The organism is Streptomyces sp. NPDC002817 (assembly GCF_053592055.1).
Window position 1 is genome coordinate 150,408 of record NZ_JBSFUY010000013.1, and the last position, 21,915, is coordinate 172,322.

Annotated in this window: 15 protein-coding genes; 8 read left to right on the forward strand and 7 right to left on the reverse strand. The window is 69.5% G+C overall.

Annotation, left to right across the window (positions count from 1 at the left end; all coding sequences use genetic code 11):
• Nucleotides 1-52: 52 nt before the first annotated feature.
• The 7 genes from ACWD3I_RS24605 to ACWD3I_RS24635 all read left to right on the forward strand — a co-directional run bounded on the left by ACWD3I_RS24605 (nucleotide 53) and on the right by ACWD3I_RS24635 (nucleotide 10,732).
• Nucleotides 53-1,123, forward strand: coding sequence for a LacI family DNA-binding transcriptional regulator (locus ACWD3I_RS24605; RefSeq protein WP_365398461.1), 1,071 nt, complete (start codon nucleotides 53-55; stop codon nucleotides 1,121-1,123).
• Nucleotides 1,124-1,232: 109 nt separating this feature from the next.
• Entirely contained in the window at nucleotides 1,233-2,543 is a 1,311-nt protein-coding gene (locus ACWD3I_RS24610; protein WP_365398458.1) for an ABC transporter substrate-binding protein, read from the forward strand.
• A gap of 77 nt (nucleotides 2,544-2,620) precedes the next feature.
• Nucleotides 2,621-3,571: a carbohydrate ABC transporter permease gene (locus ACWD3I_RS24615; RefSeq protein ID WP_451084178.1), complete on the forward strand. Its 951-nt coding sequence runs from the start codon at nucleotides 2,621-2,623 to the stop codon at nucleotides 3,569-3,571.
• A complete protein-coding gene (locus tag ACWD3I_RS24620; protein ID WP_451084179.1) occupies nucleotides 3,568-4,422 on the forward strand; it encodes a carbohydrate ABC transporter permease in 855 nt (284 codons plus the stop codon). The genes ACWD3I_RS24615 and ACWD3I_RS24620 overlap by 4 nt, the downstream gene beginning before the upstream one ends.
• 129 nt (nucleotides 4,423-4,551) lie before the next feature.
• Nucleotides 4,552-7,107, forward strand: coding sequence for a CBM35 domain-containing protein (locus ACWD3I_RS24625; RefSeq protein WP_365398455.1), 2,556 nt, complete (start codon nucleotides 4,552-4,554; stop codon nucleotides 7,105-7,107).
• Nucleotides 7,108-7,357: 250 nt separating this feature from the next.
• Nucleotides 7,358-8,398 (forward strand): LacI family DNA-binding transcriptional regulator, encoded by a 1,041-nt coding sequence (locus ACWD3I_RS24630; RefSeq protein WP_365398452.1) that lies wholly within the window; start codon nucleotides 7,358-7,360, stop codon nucleotides 8,396-8,398.
• 309 nt (nucleotides 8,399-8,707) lie between these two features.
• Nucleotides 8,708-10,732, forward strand: a complete 2,025-nt coding sequence (locus ACWD3I_RS24635) for an RICIN domain-containing protein (RefSeq protein WP_365398449.1) — start codon at nucleotides 8,708-8,710, stop codon at nucleotides 10,730-10,732.
• A gap of 78 nt (nucleotides 10,733-10,810) precedes the next feature.
• On the opposite strand, the gene ACWD3I_RS24640 is transcribed toward ACWD3I_RS24635, so the two are convergent.
• The 5 genes from ACWD3I_RS24640 to ACWD3I_RS24660 all read right to left on the reverse strand — a co-directional run bounded on the left by ACWD3I_RS24640 (nucleotide 10,811) and on the right by ACWD3I_RS24660 (nucleotide 17,023).
• Complete coding sequence (locus ACWD3I_RS24640) at nucleotides 10,811-13,165, reverse strand: beta-glucosidase family protein (protein WP_365398446.1); 2,355 nt, start codon at nucleotides 13,163-13,165, stop codon at nucleotides 10,811-10,813.
• A gap of 123 nt (nucleotides 13,166-13,288) precedes the next feature.
• The gene (locus tag ACWD3I_RS24645) at nucleotides 13,289-14,230 is read right to left on the reverse strand and encodes a carbohydrate ABC transporter permease (protein WP_365398442.1); all 942 of its coding nucleotides are present in this window, start codon (nucleotides 14,228-14,230) and stop codon (nucleotides 13,289-13,291) included.
• Complete coding sequence (locus tag ACWD3I_RS24650) at nucleotides 14,227-15,078, reverse strand: carbohydrate ABC transporter permease (RefSeq protein WP_365398438.1); 852 nt, start codon at nucleotides 15,076-15,078, stop codon at nucleotides 14,227-14,229. Before ACWD3I_RS24650 ends, ACWD3I_RS24645 begins: the two co-directional genes overlap by 4 nt.
• A 47-nt stretch (nucleotides 15,079-15,125) precedes the next feature.
• Entirely contained in the window at nucleotides 15,126-16,367 is a 1,242-nt protein-coding gene (locus ACWD3I_RS24655; RefSeq protein ID WP_365398435.1) for an extracellular solute-binding protein, read from the reverse strand.
• Between the two features lie 344 nt (nucleotides 16,368-16,711).
• Nucleotides 16,712-17,023, reverse strand: a complete 312-nt coding sequence (locus tag ACWD3I_RS24660; protein WP_365398432.1) for an NIPSNAP family protein — start codon at nucleotides 17,021-17,023, stop codon at nucleotides 16,712-16,714.
• A 335-nt stretch (nucleotides 17,024-17,358) separates the two neighbouring features.
• On the opposite strand from ACWD3I_RS24660, the gene ACWD3I_RS24665 reads away from it, so the two are divergent.
• A complete protein-coding gene (locus ACWD3I_RS24665) occupies nucleotides 17,359-18,576 on the forward strand; it encodes a GNAT family N-acetyltransferase (protein ID WP_365398429.1) in 1,218 nt (405 codons plus the stop codon).
• Nucleotides 18,577-18,689: 113 nt separating this feature from the next.
• On the opposite strand, the gene ACWD3I_RS24670 is transcribed toward ACWD3I_RS24665, so the two are convergent.
• Entirely contained in the window at nucleotides 18,690-21,041 is a 2,352-nt protein-coding gene (locus ACWD3I_RS24670; RefSeq protein ID WP_365398426.1) for an ABC transporter permease, read from the reverse strand.
• Nucleotides 21,038-21,745 carry an ABC transporter ATP-binding protein gene (locus tag ACWD3I_RS24675; protein ID WP_365398423.1) on the reverse strand — a complete coding sequence of 236 codons (708 nt, stop codon included), beginning with the start codon at nucleotides 21,743-21,745 and terminating at the stop codon, nucleotides 21,038-21,040. Before ACWD3I_RS24675 ends, ACWD3I_RS24670 begins: the two co-directional genes overlap by 4 nt.
• Nucleotides 21,746-21,915: the final 170 nt, after the last annotated feature.

Genomic DNA, 21,915 nt, shown 5'->3' on the forward strand with positions numbered 1-21,915 from the left:
CCCCCGGTTACGGTCTCTTGACGCCCACGTTGTGACCGCTCACAATCCTCGCATGTCTGTGACCGGTCACACAAGGTCGGGCGGCCGCGCCGACCCCCCACAGGGGCAGCAGAAAGCTGCCAGCATTCGCGATGTCGCCCAGGCGGCAGGTGTCTCCTACCAGACCGTTTCGAGGGTCATCAACGGCCACCCGAACGTCCGGGAGGAGACACGCCAGCGGGTGCAGGAAGCCATCGCCACCCTGGGCTTCAGGCGCAACGCCACCGCGTTCGCGCTGGCCAGTGGCGTGACCCGGTCGGTCACCGTACTCACGTCGAACACGCTTCTCTACGGTTACGCAGCCACCCTGCAGGGCCTGGAGGAGGCGTCCCGCGCCGCGGGCTACACCCTCGGCGTACGGGTCCTGACCCCCGAGGACGACCTGGACCGCACGATCGCCTCGGCCGCCGACGCCGGTGGCGGACTGGTGGTCATCGGCTTCGACCGGCTCGGCGCAGCGGCTCTGGAACGGGTACCGGCCCACGTGCCGTGCGCGGCGGTGGTCGAAGCACCACCCCAGGGACAGTCACCCGGACTTCCCGCGGTGTGGGCCGACGACCGCGAGGCGGCCCGTACCGCCACCGAGCACCTCCTCGCACTCGGGCACGACACCGTCCACTACGTGGCGATTCCCACCTCGACCGGGACCCGGAGCTCGGTGGGACCGCGCGCAGAGGGCTGGCGCCAGGCCCTGGAAGCGGCCGGCGTCACCGCTCCCGAGCCGTCCGGCAAGGGGTGGGACTCCCAGGCCGGATACGAGGCCGGGAAGAAGCTCGCCCGGAACCGGGACGTCACCGCGATCCTCTGCGGCAACGACGACCTGGCGCTGGGTGTCCTGCGGGCCCTGCACCACGCGGGCCGGCGGGTTCCCGAGGACGTCAGCGTCATCGGATTCGACGATGCCCCGCACTCCGCGTTCGTCACACCGTCCCTCACCACGGTCCGCATGGACTTCCAGGGGCTGGGCCGCACCGCCTTCGGGCTGCTGCGCACCCAGCTCGACACCGAACAGCAGGCACCCGCGCCGGTGCCGGCCGAACCCACCCTCGTCCTCCGGGAGAGCGCGGGTTCCCGAGAGACATAAGCCGCACCGGAAGCTCCCGCTCGCCGTCACCCCAGGTCACCGCCCCGCAGCCATCCCCGCCTGGGCAGCACAGCTCCGCCTCCTTCCCCTTACGACCAAGGATCTCGCCATGAGAAGAGCCGTCTCCGTCCTTGTCACCGCCTGTCTGCTCGGGCTGACCGCCACCGCCTGCAGCGACAGCACCGCCGGCGGCACCGGTGCCGCGCCCGAGGGAACGGTCGACCCCACCGCGAACCTCAAGGGCGTCGAGCTCACGATGTGGACGGCCCAGAACAGCGTCGGGCAGCCCAAGCAGGCCATCGAGGCGTTCGAGAAGGCCACCGGCGCCAAGATCAACACCGAGGTGATCCCCGACCCCTACGAGTCCAACGTCCCGACCAAGCTCGCCTCGGGCGTCAAGCCGGACCTGATGTTCTGGCAGCCCACGGGCAGCACCCTGCCGTTCATCCAGCCGCAGCAGAACCTGCTCCAGCTCGACAACGAGGACTGGGTCTCCAAGCTCGGCAAGACGGAGAAGGGCCTCGGCCAGGTCGACGGCCACCGCTACGCGGCCATCGTCACCAGCCCCGCGGTCCTCGGCATCTACTACAACAAGGACGTCTTCAAGAAGGCCGGCATCACCTCGATGCCCAAGAGCTACGACGACCTCCTCGCCACCGCCCAGAAGATCAAGTCCAAGACGGGCACCGCCCCGTTCTTCGAGGTCGGCGGCGACAAGTGGCCCCTGCAGTGGCAGGTCCAGGTGCAGATGACGGACCTGCCGCAGACGTTCTGGGACAACCTCAACAAGAACAAGGACAGCTGGACCAACAAGGCCATCGTCGACGCCATCACCAAGTACAAGACGAAGGTCCTCGACGGCGGCCTGGCCCAGAAGAACTACAAGACCGCCACGTTCGTCGACCAGGGCAAGGCGATCATGGACGGCAGCGCCGCGATGGCCCTCAACGTCACCTCGCTCCAGTCCCAGATACAGGCCACCTCCAGCACGGAGGAGATGGACAAGAAGCTGGGCTGGTTCCCCATCGCCAACAGCGCCGCCGGCGCCGAGTACTCGCCCGACCAGACCAACGGCGTCGTCGCCTTCAAGACCGGCGACACCAAGCGTCAGAACGCCGCCCGGCAGTTCCTGTCGTACTGGCTCGGCCAGGACTACCCGGACTACATCAAGGCGAACAAGCTCGTGTCGGTGCAGCCGTCGGTGCCCAACCCCGACGGACTGCCGCAGACCGCGATCGCCCAGGCCGAGGCGCTGTCCACCGCCACCGGCGTCTTCCAGGTCAAGGCACTCACCGCGCCCGACATGCACCTCGCCCTCGCCGACATGATCTACGGCAAGAAGACCCCCAAGCAGGTCGCCCAGGCCGCCCAGGACCAGTTCCAGCAGGTCCTCAAGGCGCGCGGTGTCTCCGGCTTCTGACCGGCGCCCCCTCGCCAGCCCGTTCCCCGGGCCGCCCGTCGGCGGCGCGCCCGGGGCCCGTAACCGGAGGTAGGAAAGTGGTGGACACCGCCGCCAGGGGCGTCATCGAGCCCACGCGTGCGAAGGACCGGATCGGCCCGCCCCGTCGCGGCCGGCGCACCCGGAAGAAGGCCAACCAGCCGTGGTGGTTCGCGCTTCCCGCGCTCGCCGTGTTCGGCGTGTTCTTCCTGCTGCCGAACCTGCTGAACTTCGTCTACCCGTTCACCGACTGGTCGGCGTTCCACCCGCAGATCAGCTTCGTGGGCCTGGACAACCTCAAGACCATCCTCGACGACGGATCGATGCTCCGGGACATCCGCATCACCCTGGTGTACGCGGTTCTCGTGGCCTTCTTCCAGAACGGCTTCGGTCTCGGCCTCGCCCTCCTCCTGGAGCGGGACACCCGTTTCAACCGCTTCTTCCGCGCGGTCTTCTTCCTGCCCGTGCTGATCTCCGCCCTGGCCGTCGGCTACATCTTCAAGGCCCTGCTGGAACAGGACGGGGCGCTCAACGGCGTGCTGTCCTCCCTAGTGGGACACCAGGTCGACACCCCCTGGCTGGGATCGACCACCTGGACCCTGGTCGTGGTGACCCTCATCCACGGCTGGAAGTGGATGGGCCTGGCCATGCTGATCTATCTGGCGGGCCTGAAGAGCATGCCCGACGACGTGCTGGAGGCCGCCCGCATCGACGGGGCCGGCGCCTGGCGCACCTTCTGGTCGATCCGGTTCCCGCTGCTGGCGCCCGCCGTGACGTTCAACGTGACCACCGCGCTGATCGGCTCCATGAACACCTTCGACATCGTCCAGGCCACCACCGCGGGCGGTCCCGGCAGCGAGACCGAGGTGTTCAACATCTACATGTTCCGCATCTTCGGCCAGGGTCTGTACGCCCAGGCGTCCGCGATGAGCCTGGTCCTCTTCCTCATCGTCGTCGTCCTCGCCGTACCCGTCATCGTCGGCCTGCGGCGCAGGGAGGACAACCAGTGACCACCATGCCCGCGCTCGCCCCCGTACGCCGAAGCCCCGTGCGGTGGGTCCAGCCCTTCGTCACCCTGGTCGTCGCGGCCGTCACCATCGGCATCCCGCTCTGGCTGGTCGCGGTGACCTCCGTGAAGCCGCAGGCCGAGGCGATCAAGCCCAACCTCTCGCTGCCGCAGCACATGCAGGCCGCCGAGAACTACCAGCAGACCTTCGACGAGGGCAAGATCGTCCAGGGATTCGTCAACAGCCTGCTGGTCGTCGTCCCCTCCGTCGTCCTCGTCCTGCTGCTGGGCGCCGGCGCCGCATGGGTCTTCGCCCGTCGCAAGGGACGTCTGGTCGGGACGCTGTACGCGCTGAGCATCAGCGGCCTGCTGCTTCCGCCCGCCGTCATCACCATCGTCATGGAGCTGCGCCAACTCGGCCTGGCGGGCACCCAGCTCGGCATGATCGCCGTCTACACGGGGATGTACCTCTCCACGTCGATCTTCTTCATGACCGGCTTCATCCGAAACCTCCCGGAGGAACTGGAGGAGGCCGCGCGCATGGACGGCGCGAGCCCGGCCCGGGTCTTCTTCCAGGTGATCCTGCCGCTGCTGCGCCCGGTCATCGCCACCGCGACGATCATGGTGATGCTCTTCGCCTGGAGCGACATCTTCTACGCCTTCTTCGTGCTGGGCGGCGGGGACAAGGCCACGCTCCCGCTCAACCTCTACCAGGTCGCCAACGCCCAGCTGTACCTGAACAACTGGCACCTCGTCTTCGCCTACGTCGTGATGATGAGCCTGCCGATGGTGGCGGTCTTCGTCATCGCCCAGCGCCGGATCGTCGCCGGCATCACCAGCGGCGCCGTCAAGTAGCCCCACCCCCTGATCTCCGGGGCGTGACTCCCCGCGCGCCCCGGCCCCCACATCCGGCCACCCGGTCCACCCGGGTTCCCGGGCCCACTCACGATCCTCCCGCAACGACGCGGGAGGCGGAGGACACACATGCCGCGAACCGAGCACGGATCACGCCACACCGCGCGCCTCATGGGGGCGATCGCCTTCACCGCCGCGCTGATCGGCACAGCCGTGACCATTCCGTCCGCCCAGGCGGCCACCGCGCAGGTCACCGTCGACCTGGGCAGAACCACCGGCGACGTGATGCACGGAGCCAACGGAACGCTGTACGGGCTCAGTGACGACGGCGTCCCCGGTGACGAACTGGTCGCACCGCTGCACATGACCACCGTCATACAGAAGGCTCCCGACGGCGCTCAGCACCCCAACGGCGACGCTCTCGCGATCAAGAAGGGCTACGACCGCAACGGCGGCGGCGAGGTCCACATCTACATGCAGGACGTCTACGCACAGTGGCCGTACGAGAACCTCGGCCTGAGCGACTACCTGACCAAGGTCGACACCATGGTCCGCAAGGTCGCGGCACGACCCGACGCGGACGATTTCGTGTGGGTACCGTTCAACGAACCCAACGGCAACTGGTATCCGGATCTGGGCAGTTCCGACAGCGCCAAGTACGCGAGCGCGCTGAGCAGGTTCCAGAGCGACTGGACCACCGTCTACCAGAAGATCCGCTCGATCATCCCCGACGCCCGGATAGCCGGCCCCAACGAGACCCACTACGACGCCAAGCTCATGGGCGACTTCTACCCGTGGGCCAAGGCCAACGGCGTACTCCCGGACATCACGACCTGGCACGAACTGGGCCCGGACTCCCTGAAGGACTTCGAGTCCCACCTCGCCGACTACCGGGCCATCGAGAAGAAGGCCCGGATCAGCGAGCGGCCGGTCAGCATCAACGAGTACGGCAACCGGCGTGACCAGTCCGTGCCCGGACAAATGGTCCAGTGGATGTCGATGTTCGAGCGCAACAAGGTCTACGCCGACCAGGCGTACTGGAACATCGCCGGAAACCTCAACGACAACGCCGCCCAGACCAACATCCCCAACGGCACCTGGTGGCTGCTGCGCTGGTACGCGGGCCTGACCGGCAAGACCGTCAAGCTGGACCCGCCGCAGCCCAACACCATCGACACCGTCCAGGGCATCGCCTCCCTGGACACCGCTCGCAAGCAGGCCCAGGTACTGCTCGGCGGCACCTCCGGCGACGTGAACACCGTGATCCGCAACGTCCCCGCGCGCTTCGGCAAGAAGGTCAACGTCACCGTCGAGCGCATCGGCTGGAGCGGGTACGAGGGCGCCGCCGCGCCCAGCGTGGTGTCCCGCACCACCACCAAGGTCGCCAAGAACGGCAGCGTCAACGTGCCGCTGACCGGCCTGGACGCCATGTCGGCCTACCGCGTCACCGTCAACCCGGCCGGCAGCGGCTCGCCCACCGCGGCGAGCCTGCCCTGGTCCACGTCGTACGAGGCGGAGAACGCCACGATCACCGGCGGCACGGTCTACTCCCAGGGCTCCGTGACCAACCCCTACGGCTTCGCCACCTCGGGAACCAAGGACGTCGGCAGCCTGAACCAGTCCGACAGCAAGGTCGCCTTCACCGTCGACGTCCCGAAGACCGGCACGTACGACCTGGACGTCTTCTACGGCAACCAGTCCGGCGGGCCCGCCACCCAGACCCTCACGGTCGACGGCGGCTCACCCAGGACCCTCACCTACGGGTCCACCCTGAACTGGACCTACCGCGCCACGGCGAGCACGCCCGTGTCCCTGACGGCCGGCACGCACACCCTGACCCTGTCCAAGGGCACGAACGAGGTCACCCTCGACAAGATCGACCTCACCGCGTCCAGGACACCGGACTCCGTCTACCCCGCGGTCTACACCGACATCAGCGGATCCCCGTCCTACGACTACAGCGCCTCCGGCATCAGCGGCGCCGGTGCCCTGGTGCTGGACCGCCGCGACAAGGCCGCCTTCGACGTCTACGCCCCGGCCGACGGCTACTACACCGTGCACGCCCACTACGCCGCCACCGGCGACGCGACCCTGAGCATGGACGGCGCCGACGCCGCCGTCCTCTCCTCCACCCGGGGCCGTGTGACCGACAAGGCCCTGCGGCTGTACCTGTCGGCGGGCAACAACCGCATCACCGCCGCCGTCCCGGGCAAGGGCACTCTCACCCTGCGCGACCTGCGCGTCACCGGCGTGGTCAGCACCTCGGGGGCCGAGACCTACGAGGCCGAGGACGCCACCCCCGCCGGCACCGCGTCGGTCTCCACCAACTCCTGGGCCTCCGGCGACAAGTACGTCGGCCACATCGGCCTCGGTGCCGCCAACACCCTCACCTTCAAGGTGAACGCCCCCTCGGCCGGGCGCTACGTGATGAACGTGCGCTACGCCAACAACGAGGCCGCCGGGTCCGGGAACTACAACACCAACGTCGTCTCCCGGGCCGCGGACATCACCGTCAACGACACGTCCCAGAGGGTCATGTTCCGCAACTCCTACAGCTGGTCCAACTTCTGGGACCTGCCGGTCCCGGTGACCCTCGAGGCCGGCGTCAACACGATCACCTTCGCCAACCCGGCGGCATACGCACCGGACATCGACAAGGTGACCGTCGCGCCGCTGAACGGCTGACGGCACCGCACGCAACACACCATGCCCGAACCGGCGCCGCAGCTTCCGCCCAGGAAGCCGCGGCGCCACCGGCTGTTTTCGAGGGTGCCTGCCTTCGTGTCCGCGTACAGACCCCGGCGGGTACGGCACAGAACAAGACGCCTCGGTCTTGCCTCTCCCTGTCGGGTCCCGTTACGTTGCGGCGGAGTTTCTGACCAGGTACGCGGTGCGGTCCGGCGCATCGGTGTCCGGCGAGCGGAACGGGCATCGGGTGACAGGTCGAGGCAGGGGCCGGCAGGAAGCGCAGCACGGTCTGCTGACGAGCATCGCCGCCGAGGCGGGAGTCTCGCTCAGTACCGTGTCCAAGGTGGTGCACCGGCGCCGAGACGTGGGCGCGGCGACACGGGACCGGGTCGAGGAACTGCTGGCACGGTATGGGTACGTCCGCCCATGGGAACGGGATCCCGCGACGCCCCGGCAGATCATCGTCGTCTTCCGTGACCTGTCCGGCCCGTACACGCTGGAGGTCGCCCGGGGCATCGTGGACGCGGCCGGTGAGCTCGGCATCGACGTGGTCACCGGGACGACGAGCCGACGGTCGATCTCCGGGTGGCTGGAGGAGTGCGTGGCGCTCGGCGCGGCGGGGATCGTGATCGTGATCTCCATGCTGGCCGAGGAGGACCAGCGGCGGATCGTCGAGCAACGGCTGCCGGTGGTGCTGATCGACCCCCTCAGCGCCCCGTCGGAAGACATCCCGAGCATCGGGGTGACGAACTGGAGCGGAGCCCGGGACGCCGTACAGCACCTGCTGGAACTGGGGCACACCCGCATCGGTATGGTCGCGGGCCGCTCGCACTCGCTGGCCGGGGCGGCCCGCGTGCACGGCTATCGGGCCGCGCTGGAGGAGGCCGGAATCACCTACGATCCGGCGATCGTCCGCTCGACCGACTTCGACTACGCCGAGGCGCTCGCGGCCAGCCAGCAGATCCTTCGAGCGGACAACCCGCCCACGGCCGTCTTCGCGGCCAGCGACGCGCAGGCCCTCGGTGTGCTCGAGGCAGCCCGGCAGCAGGGGCTCGCCGTGCCGGACGACCTGTCGGTCATGTCCTTCGACGGCACGCTGGTCGCGGCCATGGCCTGCCCACCGCTGAGTGCGGTACGCCAGCCGTTCGAGGAGCTGGGACGGGAGGCGACCCGGGTGCTCCTGGATCTCGCCCAGGGCCGTCCGCCCGCGTCATCGCGCATCGAGCTGGTCACCGAACTCGTGCTGCGTACCTCGACGGCCGTTCGCCGCCGAGTCAATACCGCGTAACCCGCGACCCTACGAAACCCTTTCGCAATGTGCCGGTGACAGTACGCCGTCGCCTGCGAATACTGGCTTCCTGCCGCGCACCCCATCCCCCTCCCCCGGGAATCCCCTTGGAATGCGGTGCGCGATTCCCCGCTGAAAGGAACGCCGTTGAAAAGACCCTGGGCGCGAAAGGCTTTCGCTTCGGCGAGCGCCCTCGCGATAGGTGTGGCATTCGCCGTCGGCACTGCGACAACCGCATCGGCGTATCAGCCGAGCCCCGCGAATCTGTATACGGCGGACAACACCGCCGCGTGCAACAAGAACCCCTGTGTGCTCTACCCGAAGTCGGCGCAGCTGCCGAGCGGGCGGATCGTGGCGGCGTTCGAGAACAGTCAGAGCGCTCCGGTGGGGCAGACGATGCCCCTCTACAAGAGCGACGACGACGGTACGACGTGGGCGAAACTGGCCGACATCAAGGCCCCCGCCCACCTCTCCAGCGACTCCGCGTACGCGAAGTACACGAGCAACTGGACCAACCCTTATCTCTACGTGCTCCCACAGGACGTCGGCTCCCTGAGCGCCGGCACGCTGTTGCTCGCGAGCATCGTCTCGGGCGACGACTATTACTACCAGGAGCAGAAGGCCGCCAACTCCAGCTGGACGCCGTCCGGTGACGGCGACCGCGAGAACGTGGCACTCGCCCTGTACGCGAGTATCGACGACGGAGCGACCTGGAACTTCAAGAACATCATCGCCGCCGGCGGCTGGCAGGGCGGCAGCGCGGGCAGCATCGGCCGGGTCTCCACGGCCAACGCCGACGCCCAGGTCGACCCCATCTGGGAGCCGCACCTGCTCGCCCACAACGGCAAGCTCATCGCCTACTACTCCGACGAGAGGGACTACACCGGCTACGACACCAGCACCGGCGCCCCGACTCTCGACCCGGCCAACGACACGGCGACCGATTCCGGTGGGCAGGTGCTCCTCCACCGCACCTGGGACGGCGCCACCACCACCTCCTGGAGCAGTCCGGTCGTCGACGTCCCGGGCTCCACGGTGAGCATGGGCAGCGGCAAGACGGAGATCGGCGGCGGCCGTCCGGGCATGACGACCATCGCCCCGACGACCGACGGCAAGTGGCTCCTGACCTACGAGTACTGGGGCGGCGGCACCAACGTCCGCTACCGGATCTCCGACGACCCGACGAAGTTCTTCTCGGCCACGGACGCCGCGATCACCTCACTGCCCGTGCCCTCGGGCGGGAACACGCTGTCCACCGGCGGCAGCCCGGTCCTCCTCCCGATGCCGGACGGCCGGATCGTCTACAACGCCTCCGGCAGCGGCAGCGTCTGGGTGAACGAGTCCGGACTGAGCACCGGCACGTGGAAGCAGTACCAGACGTCGATCGCCGCCGGGTACAGCCGCAACCTCCAGTACGTCGACGGCACGGGCCGCGTCCTGATCCTCCAGGCATCCTGGAGCGGCGGCAGCGTCGGCCCCGTGAAGTACGCCGAGGTCGACCTCGGCCGCTCCGACGGCTCCTACTACAGCCTCGTCAACCGGTTGACCGGCCAGGTCCTGTCCACCGCGTCCGGGAAGACGCAGGACGCGAACCTCACCGGGAACACCCCCGATCTCGTCCTGGGCGCGGACTCCGCGGCCGAGACACAGCGCTGGCACCTGACCACCAAGGGCACCGACGTCACGCTTCTCAACAAGGCAGGGGGCCGCGCGGTCGCCGTCTGGACCGGCAGCGCGACGGCCGGGCAGAAGCTGGCCCAGTGGGTCGACGACGGAGCCACCGACAAGCAGTGGACCCTCGTCTCCTCGACGGACGGGTACTACAAGCTCCGCTCGGTCCGTAACACCAGCCTGTTCATGTCCGGGGCGACCGCGGGAGGCTCGGTCACCCTGGCGTCGTCGGCCACCGACGGCTCACAGGAGTGGCAGCTGGTCCAGGACCCCCTGCCGACGGACGCGACCTTCACACTGAAGGGCGCCAACTCCGACCGCTGCCTCGACGTCCCGAACGGCCAGACGGGCGTGCAGGTGCAGATCTATGACTGCTCCGGGAACGCGAACCAGACCATCACGCAGACCACCACGGGCGAACTCCGCGTCTCGGGCAAGTGCCTCGCCGCCAACGCCGACGGCACCACCGCGGGCACCAAGCTCATCCTGTGGTCCTGCAACGGAAAGACCAGCCAGCGGTGGTCCTTCCGCGTCGACGGGACCATCGTCAACCGCTCCAACGGTCTGGTCGTCGACGTGACCGGCTGGGGCAAGACCAACGGTTCGAAGGTCCAGCTGTGGACCGGCCTGGGCAACGCCACGCAGCAGTGGAGCCGAAGCTAGGTCCTGACCCGTACGAACAGAAGGCGGCGCCACCGGATCCACCGGTGGCGCCGCCTTGTCGTGCTCATCTCCCGCGGCTCACTCCCGCTCGACGGTCACGGGCACGTCGTGATGCCGTACGACCGTCGCGTCCCGCTCCTCGCCGACGAGCCGGACGGCGTCCCGCACCGGTGTGTCCAGGCTGGAGGAGCCCGCGTGGAGCCGGATCTCGCCGGGCTCGACGATGCGGCGACCGTTCAGGCCCGTGAAGGCCAGGCGGTCGGTGTGCACGTGGAAGCGGACCGTCGCCCGCTCGCCGGGACCGAGAGCCACCTTGGCGAAGCCGAGCAGGAAACGCACTGGCCGGGTCACCTGGGCGACCGGGTCGACAGCATACAACTGGACGGTCTCGGCGCCCGGGACGCTCCCCGTGTTCCGCACCCGCGTACTGACCGTGAACTCCCCGTCCGTCGGCACCAGTTCGCGGTCGACGGCGAGCGCGTCGATCTCGAAGCCGGTGTACGACAGCCCGTGCCCGAACGGGAACGCGGGCGTGGGGTCGAGGTTGGACAGAAAGCTCTGCCTGTCGCCGAGCGGCGGGTGGAGGTAGGTGTACGGCTGTCCGCCCGGCGAGGTGGGGATCTGCACGGGTAGCTTGCCGCTGAAGTTGGCCCGCCCGGACAGGAGTTGGGCCATCGCGCGGCCGCCCTCCTCCCCCGGCAGGAATACCTGCACCATGGCCGCGGCGGCGGACGCGAACCGGCCCACGGCGTAGGGCCGGCCGCTGTTGACGACCAGCACGACGGGCTTCCCTGCCGCCAACACCGCCTCGACCAGTTCCTCCTGGACACCCGGCAGACGCAGGTCCGCCACGTCACACCCTTCGCCGGAGGTGCCGATCCCGAACATGCCCGCCTTGTCACCGACGACCAGGACCGTGAGGTCGGCAGCGGCCGAGACCACCACGGCGGCCGCGATGCCGGAACGGTCCGCGTCACGGATCGGGCAGCCCGGCGCGAACTCCCACTGCACGGCCGGGAGTTCCTCGGCAAGCGCGGACCGCAGGGAGACCGCCTCGACGCCGTTGCCGAGGTCGTCGCGGTCGGCGAGGACGTGGTTGGGGAAGCTGTAGCAGCCGAACATGGTGCGTACGTCGTCGGCGCACGGCCCGATCAGCGCGAGCCGGCCGCCGGCCGGGAGGGGCAGGATCCCGTCGTTCGACAGCAGGACCGCACTCGACTGCGCCACGGCGTAGGCGAGGCCGCGGCTCTCCGGCTTGTCCAGGTCGAGTTCGCCCGCACGCAGGGCGGGAGGCCGCGGGTCCCAGTCCGGGTCCAGGAGCCCGAGCTCGACCTTCTGTCGCAACACCCGGCGTACCGCGCGATCGACCAACTCCTCGTCCACCACACCCTGTTGCACGGCGTGGACAAGAGCGTCGCCGAAGCCGCGCTGATCGGGCAGCTCGACGTCCATCCCCGCGCCCAGGGCGAGTGCCCCGGCGTCCGGAAGGTCTTCGGCCACCCGGTGGGCGCTCACCAGGAAGGGCAGCGACCAATAGTCGGAGACGACCGTGCCCTCGAAACCCCAGGCCTCGCGCAGGACGTCGGTCAGCAGCCACCGGCTGGCGGCGGGCGCCTCGCCGTCTATCTCGGCGTACGAGTTCATGATCGAGCGCACTCCCGCGGCGACCAGTCGTTCGAAGGGCGGCAGGATGACGTCGAGGAGTTCACGGCGGCCTGCGTGCACGGGGGCGTGGTTGCGGCCGCCCATGGAAGCGGAGTAGCCGGCGAAGTGCTTGAGGGTGGCGTACACACCGGCGCCCTGCAGTCCGGTGACATACGCCTCCCCCATCTCCCCGACCAGGTACGGGTCTTCCCCGTAGGTCTCCTCGCAACGGCCCCAGCGGTAGTCGCGGATCACGTCGACCACCGGGGAGAGACCCTGGTGGACGCCGGCCTCGGCCATGTCGGCGCCGATGGCCTCACCGACCCGCCGGATCAGCTCCGGGTCGAAGGTGGCCGCCATCCCGAGCGAGGTGGGGTAGATCGTCGCCCCGTAGGCGGTGAAGCCGGTCAGGCACTCGTCGTGTGCCATGGCCGGGATGCCGTGCCTGCTCTGACTGACGATCTGCCGCTGGCGCTCGGCCAGGGCCCGGGCGTGTTCCAGGGCGGGCCGAGGCAGGGTGCCGTAGGGGCGGGTGAGCTGACCCAGGCCGTGCCGGGCGGTGTCGGCGAGGTCGCCGACCCGGTCGAAGATGCTGGTGCCCGGCGCCACTTCCGGGCCGGCCGGTTCGACGTCCTCCCAGGCGCTGCTGAGCTGTGCGACCTTCTCCGGGAGGGGGAGCCGGGCGAGGAGAGCTTCGACCCGCTCGGAGGTCGGCAGGGTGGGGTCGGTCCAGGGGCGGTCGTCCTCCTGCTGGGAGGTGCCGCCGTGGTCCGGCATGGTGGTCGTCATTCACGACTCCTCGGGGATTGCGCGTGTGCTCGCGAGGGGGCGCGCGGGGTGTGCGTGGGCACGCCGACGGGGCCGGGCGCACTGCCCGGCCACTGCTCGGAGCGAACTGCTTGCTGAAGTGGGTTACTTGGAGAAACCGGCGGTGAGACCCGCGACGAGCTGGCGCCGGGCGAGGATGAACAGCGCGAGCATCGGGAGAGTGGAGAGCACGACCGCGGCCATCGTGGCCGGTACGTCGATGCCGAACTGGCCCCGGTAGAGGGTCAGCGCCAGCGGCAGCACGGCCTTGTCGCCGCTCTGGGTCAGGATGAGCGGGAAGAGGAAGCCGTTCCAGACCTGCAGTCCGTCGTAGACGGCGACCGTCATCAGCGCCGGGCGGGCCATCGGTGCCGCGAGCGAGGCGAGCATGCGCCAGTCGCCGGCGCCGTCGACGATCATGGCCTCGAAGAGCGAGCGGGGCACGTCGCGCAGGAAACTCACCAGGATCATCACGGTGATCGGCAGCGCGAACGCCGCCGAGGGCAGGACGATCGCGAGCAGGCTGTCGTACAGCTGCATCCTGATGATCAGCAGGTAGACCGGGATGATCACCGCCTGGAGAGGGATCGCCAGGCCCAACAGGTACAGCCGGAAGGACACACGGGAGAGGCGACTTCCGGCGCCGCGGACGATCGCGAAGGCGGCCATGAGAGCGACGGCGACCGTCAGAGCGACCGTCGCCACGGTCACGATCACGCTGTTGAGCAGGTAGGTCGTGAAGTCGCCCGCCAGGACGGTCCGGTAGCTGTCGAACGTCGGATGGCTCGGCAGGGCCAGTGGGCTGTCGGCGGTGAAGTCGGCGCGGCCGCGCAGACTGGTCACCACCAGCCAGTAGACGGGCACGACGACGATCGCGGCCCACAGGAGGGTGGCACCGCCGGTGAGGGCGCGACGGAACGCCCCTGCCACGAGGTTCGGCCGGACGGGCCTCGGTGGTGTCACCGCTCCGCGTTCGGGGACGTCGGCCTGTCCGGTTGCGGCGCGGGCCTTGGCCTTGGCCTTGGCCTTGGTCACGGTGGTGCTCACATGCCCTCCTGCCGGCTGTCCATCCGGGTGAAGCCGGACAGGCGGGTGGTCAGCAGCGACAGGCCGAGCCCGAAGACCACCAGGAGGGTGGCGACGGCGCTGGCCCGGCCCATGTCATGGGCCTGGAATCCGGTGATGTACATGGCCAGGGGAAGGACGCGGGTGGCGGTGCCGGGGCCGCCGGTGCCGCCGGACAGCACGAAGATCAGGTCGAAGTACGTCAGCGAGCCGACCAGCATGAGCGTGCTGGAGGTGACCATCGTGTACTTCAGCTGCGGCAGGGTGATGTACAGGAAGCGAGTCACCGGCCCGGCGCCGTCGAGGGCGGCCGCCTCGTACAGAGCCGTGGGAATCTGCCGTATCCCGGCCTGGTAGAGCAGTGCGTGGAACGGCACGAACTGCCAGGCGATCACGAAGATCACCGTGTAGAGGGCCAGCTCCGGCGAGCCGAGCAACGGCTTGGCCAGCCAGTGCAGGCCGGGCGTGGCGCCGATACCGAAAGACGGGTCCAGCAGCGCCTGCCAGGTCAGACCGATCGCCACGGCCGAGAGCAGCAACGGGAGGAAGAACAGCACCGCGAACAGCGCCCTCGCCCTCCCCCTCGGTGCCTGGAAGACACCGAGGGCCAGGGCGATCGGCGTCTGGACCAGCCAGCTCACCGCCATCACCTTGACGGTGAGCCCCATCGCCTGCCAGGTCGCGCCATCGGCCAGGACACCGCCCCAGTTCGCGAGGCCCGCCCAGCCGATGGAACCGAGGCCGTCCCAGCGGGCGAGGCTGAGCGCCACGACCCCGACGAGCGGGACAAGCCCGAACAGGCCGAAGAGAAGCAGTGCCGGGGCGGCCATGAGGAGGCCGCTGCCTCCTCTCCGGCGCGCAGGGGCGGTGGAGACCGTCACGACGCCGCCTTGCTCATGTTCGTACCGAACTCGGCGGGCGAGATCTGGCGCAGGAACGACTTGTCGGTGTTCGTCAGCAACGGGTCGGCCTGGTCGGACGGCAGGGCCTGGTCCCAGGAGAGCTGGAAGCCCGGCGCGTTCTCCACCAGGTCGTAGACAAAGGTGAGCCACGCCTTGTCCGACGACGACTCGACCGCCGCCAGCTTCGACTCCAGACCCTTGACCGGTGGCACGCTGCCGGCGGCGAGGTAGGCGTCGACCTGGGAGTCGTTGAGGACGTAGTCCTTCAGGTATGTGAGGGCCGCCGACCTGTTCTTGCTCGACGAGTTCAACGACAGGAAGTTCGAGGGATTGCCGACGATGCTCTTCGAGTCACCGGCGCCGCCGGACAGCGACGGGAAGGCGGTGTAGCCGAGATCGCCCTTCTTCAGGAAGTCGGGGTCGGCCGTGGCTATGTTGGCGTACTCCCAGGTGCCCATCACCTCCATCGCCGCCTTGCCCGTGTACAGCAGGGCGGTGGAGGCGCCCTGGTCGTAGCTGACGGAGGAGGCGTTGTCACCGAAGGCGCCGGCCTTCGACAGCTCCTGGAGGTACTGGTTGGCCCGGGTGACCGACGGGTCCTTCCACGCCGAGGCGTCACCGGAGGCGATCTTCGTGAACACCGAGGAGCCGCCGGTGCGGTCGAGCAGGTACTCCAGGTACATCAGGGTCGGCCACTTGGAGTTCGCCGCGAGGGAGAGCGGCACCACGTCCTTCGCCTTCAGCTTCTTCACGGCCGCCAGCAGGTCGTCGTACGTCTTCGGCGGCTCGACGCCCGCGTCGGCCAGCACCTTCTTGTTGTAGTAGAGGACCACCGGCGCGAGGCCGTTGGCGGGCACACCGTAGACCTTGCCGCCGAAGGTGGCGCTCTGCATCACGCTCGGGGTGAACCGGTCCGTACTCGCCTCGGTCTGCGTCAGGGCGTCGACCTTGCCGGCCTTGACGTAGTCGTCGAGGGCTCCGCCGCCCCAGCTGAAGAAGATGTCCGGGGCCTGGTTCGCGCCGAAGGCGACGCGCAGCTTCTGCTTGTAGTCGTCGTTGGCGAACAGCCGCAGCGTGATCTGCTCGTCCGGGTGGTCCTTGTTGTAGGCGTCGACGGACTCCTTGAGGATCGTCTGATCGTTGAGCGCCCACATCGTCAGGCCCTTCGCGGACGTGGTCGTGGACGGCCCCGAAGTCCCGCACGCGGCAAGGCCCATGACCGCCGTGAGGGTGACTGCGGACGCGATGACGCGTCGCGATATCGGGCTCCCAGGATGTCCGCTGACCGGAATTCTCCGCATGCTGTGCCTCTCTTCTTTCCACATGCCGTCGTTGAGCAAGACAGATCGGGGGGCCAGTACGAAAGGCTTTCGGATACCCCGCTGCCGGACGGCCTGCCTGCTGGCCGGGACACTGACACGGAATTCACGACCGGGACAAGGACAGGAAATGCCTCGGTTACGAAATACTTTCGCGGGTCCGTCCCACCCATGAGGAAAGCGAGGGCGCATATGGCGTGCCGTTGACCGCTGCGTCTGGCACGCACATGGGCCACGCCGGCCTAGGACACGCCGTCAAGCGGCCGGAGAAAACGGCGTTCGTATCGCTTGATGCAGCGCGTTCGACGAGCCAGTTCGATTGCGTCCTGGCACTCCGGATCGGATGCGCTGTCCGCGCGGTACTGCTCGTAGGCGGCGAGGCTGGGAAACGAGAAGAGGGCGTAGGCGATGTCGCTGTCGCCCTCGCTCGGCAGGAAGTAGCCGTGGTGTGTCCCGCCGAAACGGTCGACGAGCCGGACCCAGCGACGGCCGTATTCCTCGAAGTCCTCCAGCTTGTCCGCGTCGATCTCGTACTTCAGATGAATGGTGATCATGCCTACATGATGCAGCGAGTCGACGCAGGCCCGAACGCGGCCCGTGTGCCGTCGGCGCGGCCGGCTCGAACGTCCGCCGGTGCCAACGGGAGCGAGCTTCTTCAACGGCGCCCGGTAGCTCGCCGGCCGCATCCCGCTCGCGGATCCAGTGGATGATCTCGTCGTCGGTCACCTGACCCACGGGGTTGAGGGTCTTGTGCACCACGCCGACCGGCAGCTTGACTGCGGCGGCCGGGCACGGCCGTAATTCGCTTGCTCTGGGCACGGGGGAACGCTGCACTGAGCGCAGGCACCACGGGTTGTGGTGCCGGTATTGCGAGGAGGCAGCGGCGCCGATGGAGATTCGTTCCACGACCGATGAGGACTTCGACGTCTTCGTCGACACAGTCCATGCCGCGTTCGGGAGCTTCCCGGAAACCCCGGTCGAGGGCGGCGGGCTCTGGTGGTCGGCGCTCGAGACAGACCGCGGCCTGCTCGCCCTGACGGTGGACGGGCGGCCTGTCGGCACCGCCGCCACGCACTCCTTCGAGCTCACCCTGCCCGGCGAGACCCTCGTCCCGGCCCCCGGAGTGACCGCCGTCGGCGTCCTGCCTTCGCACCGGCGCCAGGGCGTGCTCAGCGCGATGATGCGGCATCAACTCGCCGAGCTGCGGGCCGGCGGGGAGTTCCTCTCCGTGCTGCTGTCCTCCGAGGCCACCATCTACGGGAGGTTCGGCTACGGACCGGCGACCTACACGGGGCAGCTGACGGTGGAGCGCCACCGGGCCGCCCTCGCCCTCCCCCGGGCGCACGGAGCGGCCGAGGCCCGGGCGGCCGGCTCGGTCGAGGTACTGCGGCGTGCCGAGTGCGGCGAGATCCTTGAAGAGGTCTACGACCGGTACCGCCGCGCCCAGCCCGGCGCGCTGTCCCGGCCGCACCGCTGGTGGGCCTTGCGCGCGGGGCAGCCCCCGATCTCGCCGGCGCCACGCTACGTCGCCGTTCACCGCGACGCCGGCGGTGTCCCGGACGGGTACGCCAGCTACTCGATCGAGTCCGGCACCCTGACGGTCGACGAGACCATCACCACCGACGACGCCGTCTTCACGGCCCTGGCCCGGTTCGTTCTCGAACATGACCTGGTCTCTCAGGTCGTGTTCAAGCACGTCCCGCCCGAGCACCCGCTGCGCTGGCAGCTCACGGACTTCCGCTCCGGCCAGGTGAGCGGCCAGATGGACTGGCTCTGGGTGCGGATCCTGGACGTCCCCGCTGCTCTGACCGCGCGCGGCTGGTTCACGGACGGCGAGCTCGTCCTGGAGGTCGCCGACCCGTTCCTCGGCGAGCACGGCCGCTATCTGCTGACCGTCCGGGACGGCAAGGCCGACTGCGTCCCCACGGACCGGAAGCCCGACCTGTCCCTGGACATCAGGGACCTGGGCTCGATCTACCTCGGCGGCACCGCCCCGAGCACGCTCGTACGTGCCGGACACGTCCAAGCCCACCACCCGGGCGCAGCCACCCTCGCCGACACCCTCTTCCGCACCGAGCGCTCCCCGCACTGCCTGCACTGGTTCTGACCGCGCTCGCAGACCGGCACACGTCTCGTTTGTCCGAGCAGGGAACCAGCCCTCCGGGCCCCAAGGGCAAGCTGCCGTGGGGCCCGGAGGCACAACCTCTGCGCCTCACCCGCCTATTCGGTGCGCAGCGCCGTGGCGGTTCGCGCCCGGGCGGCCCAGCCGGCGGGCAGGAGGGCGCCCAGGGTGGCGATGAGCAGGCCGCCGAGGGTGAGCGGGAGGAGTTCGGCCGCGGGGTAGACGGCGGTGACGGAACCAGGGAGGCGAAGCCCCACGCTGTCCCCCATCGCGGGGATGACCCAGCCGTGCAGGGCCACCCCGAGGGGTACGCCCAGCGCGCCCGCGACCAGTCCGATCACGACGACGGAGGTGAGGACCATCGCGACGGTCTGTCGGGGGGTCATGCCGAGCGCCTTGTGTACACCGATCTCCCGGACGCGCTCGCGGGTGTCGAGCAGCACGCCGTTCAGTACGCCGAGCGCGGCGACGGCGACGAGCATCAGGGTGAGGATCGCGGACAGCGCGTTGAGCGTGACGACCATGTCGCTCCCGGAGCTGAGCCCGCCGGTCCGCGCGGTGGCACCGAGTGGTGTCAGGTCCTTGTTCAGCGTGTCGGCGTAGGCGGTGACATCGGTACCTGAGGTGACCGCGATGTGATGGCTCGTCTCCGTCAGGTCGGGACGCGCGTCCTTGAGTGTCGAGGCGTCGGTGAAGACCTGCATGCCGCCGTTGCGGGTATCGAAGACCTCGCCGACGATCCGGACCGTGACCGGCCGGGCCAGGCCGTTGAGGGTGACGGTGTCGCCGATACGAGTGCTGGTGGCGGTCAGGAAGGGGGTGGGGACCACGGCCTCGCCGGTGCGCTCGATCCAGCGGCCCGAGACCATCGTGTAGCCGCCCCAGGAGGCGTCGCCGGTGAAGGAGTTCACCTCGATGGTCCCGGTCAGACCGGACACGGTCGCCCGTACCCTCGCAGCCCTGTAGTACCTCCCGGTCCCGGGTGCGGCCTCGATGGCCGCGGCGACCGCGGCGGGATCGACTTCGGGCTGCTTCTCCGAGCCGGGGCTCCGGGGTCCGAATTCCGGTACGGGCGCGGGGACGACGACATCGGCCGCGTTGTGGGCCCTTGCTTCCATCACTTGGCCGAGCGAGGCGCCCATCCCCACGGTGAACGTGACGGCGATGGCGCCGAACAGGATGGCGGTGCCCATGGCCAGCGCGCGGGCCGGCCGTGCGAAGGGCCTGGCCAGGCCCAGGGCGACGGGTTGCGGAAGCGGCAGGCGTCCGGCGAGGCGGCCCGCCCACCGGCCGCGCCCCGCCGAAGCGGTACGCCCGACGGCGAGCGCGTCGACGGTACGCAGACGGCCGGCCCGCAAGGCGCTCGCCCAGGCGGTCGCCGCCACCAGGCCGAGCAGCCCCGCGATCACCGTCAGGTCGACCCAGGGGGCGACGGCCAGGGACGAGGTGCTGTAGACGTCCTGGGCCTCGGCCAGCACGGGGACGGCGAGCAGGTGCCCGGCGAGCACTCCGAGGGTCGCGCCGACGGCGGCCGGTATCAGCGCCTGGCCGACGTAGGCCCGTACGACCTGGGCCGGGGTGAGGCCGACGGCTTTGAGGACCCCGATACGGCGTGTTCCCGTGCCGACGGCCGACGCGACGACGTTGCCGACGATGAGCACCGACATGACCAGGCCCAGGGCGCCGAAGGCCATGAGGAAGGGGACGTAGAGGGCGGTGTCGCGCTCTACGCTCTTCTTGACGGTGAGCCAGGACTGTTCGCCGACGGCGGCTCCCTGCGGCAGGGACCGGGTCACGGCCTTGTCGCCCGCGGTGATCTGCGCGGCGGTGCCGGCGTCGGTGAAGCGGTAGAGCATCTGGTGGCCGCCGCTACCGGGTGCGGTGAGCGCCGGCATCCGGGACGGCAGTACCCAGGCGTCGGCGGTCTGCGTGACCGAGCGAGCCTCACCGACCACCGTCAGCGCCGGGGAGCCGGGCAGGTCGGGGAAGGTGACCTTCATGCCCAGGGTCGCGAGGAGCGCGGAGTCGGCGGACACCACGATCTCGCCGGAGTGCGTGGGCCAGCGTCCTTCGAGCAGTGTCAGCTCGTCCACGTCCCGGCCGGGACCGTCCCGGCCGACCACGGTCATCGGCCAGCCTGGGCCGCCCATGCCGTCCGACCGCGGGGTGAGCGTCGCTGTGGGGAACGGGCCGGCGGCATCGCTCACGCCTTCGGCGTCCTTGGACGTCGACAGCTGTCCGGCGCTGACCGTGTCCGCGTCGAACTGCAGGGACAGATGCGCGCCGTGCCGGCGCGCGAACGCGTCGTCGAAGGGCGCGCCCGAGACCGCGAGCAGGGTTCCGCCGAGGACGGAGGCGGCCACCGCCATCATCGTGGCGAGCCCGATCACCAGGGTCTGCACCCGGCGTCGTGCGACCCCCGAGCGCACCACCTTGCCGAGCGCGCTCATCGGACGGCCTGCGGGGTGACGGCCTGCGACCCGGTGTCCTGGGTGATCCGGCCGTCGGCGATGTGGACCGTACGGTTCGTGCAGGACCGGGCCAGGGCGAGGTCGTGGGTGACCACGACGATGGTCTGGCCCTCGGAGTTGAGGCCGGTGAGCAGCTCGCTGACGTCCTGTCCGGCCGCCGTGTCCAGGGCTCCGGTCGGTTCGTCGGCCAGGAGCAGCGCGGGCCGGTTCATCAACGCCCGTGCGACCGCGACGCGTTGCCGTTCGCCACCGGACAGCCGTCCCGGGTAGGCGCGGGCGTGCCGGTCGATGCCCAGCAGTTCCAGGAGTTCCGCCGCCCGGCGGCCTGCCTCGCCCCGCGCCATGCCGGTGAGGCGCGCGGGCAGCTCGACGTTGTCGGTGACGGTCAGATCGTCGAGCAGGTTGAAGAACTGGAAGACCATGCCGATCCTCGAGCGCCGGTAGAGCGCCGCACCGGCCTCACCGAGTCGGTCCACCCGCACCCCGTCCACGGTGACGGTCCCCGCATCGGGCCGGTCCAGGCCCGCGATCAGATTGAGCAGCGTGGACTTGCCGCTGCCGGAAGGGCCCAGGATGGCGACGGCCTCGCCGGGTTGCACGGTCAGCGACGCCTCGTGCAGAGCGGGCGGGCCGTCGTCGTATCGGCGGCTCACCTCTCGCAGTTCGATCACCGGCACGGTCATGAAAGGCTCCTCGGGTAAGGGCAGTTGGCTGCGTGAACGCTAGGAGCGGGCCCGGCCGGCACGCGTCGCCCACTCGAACCCCTTGCGGTACCGAGCTGGGATGAGCCCCGCAAACGTCATCCCTGCGATGTAGGCGGGTGATGTATCCGGTGCGGCGGAAATGACCACGG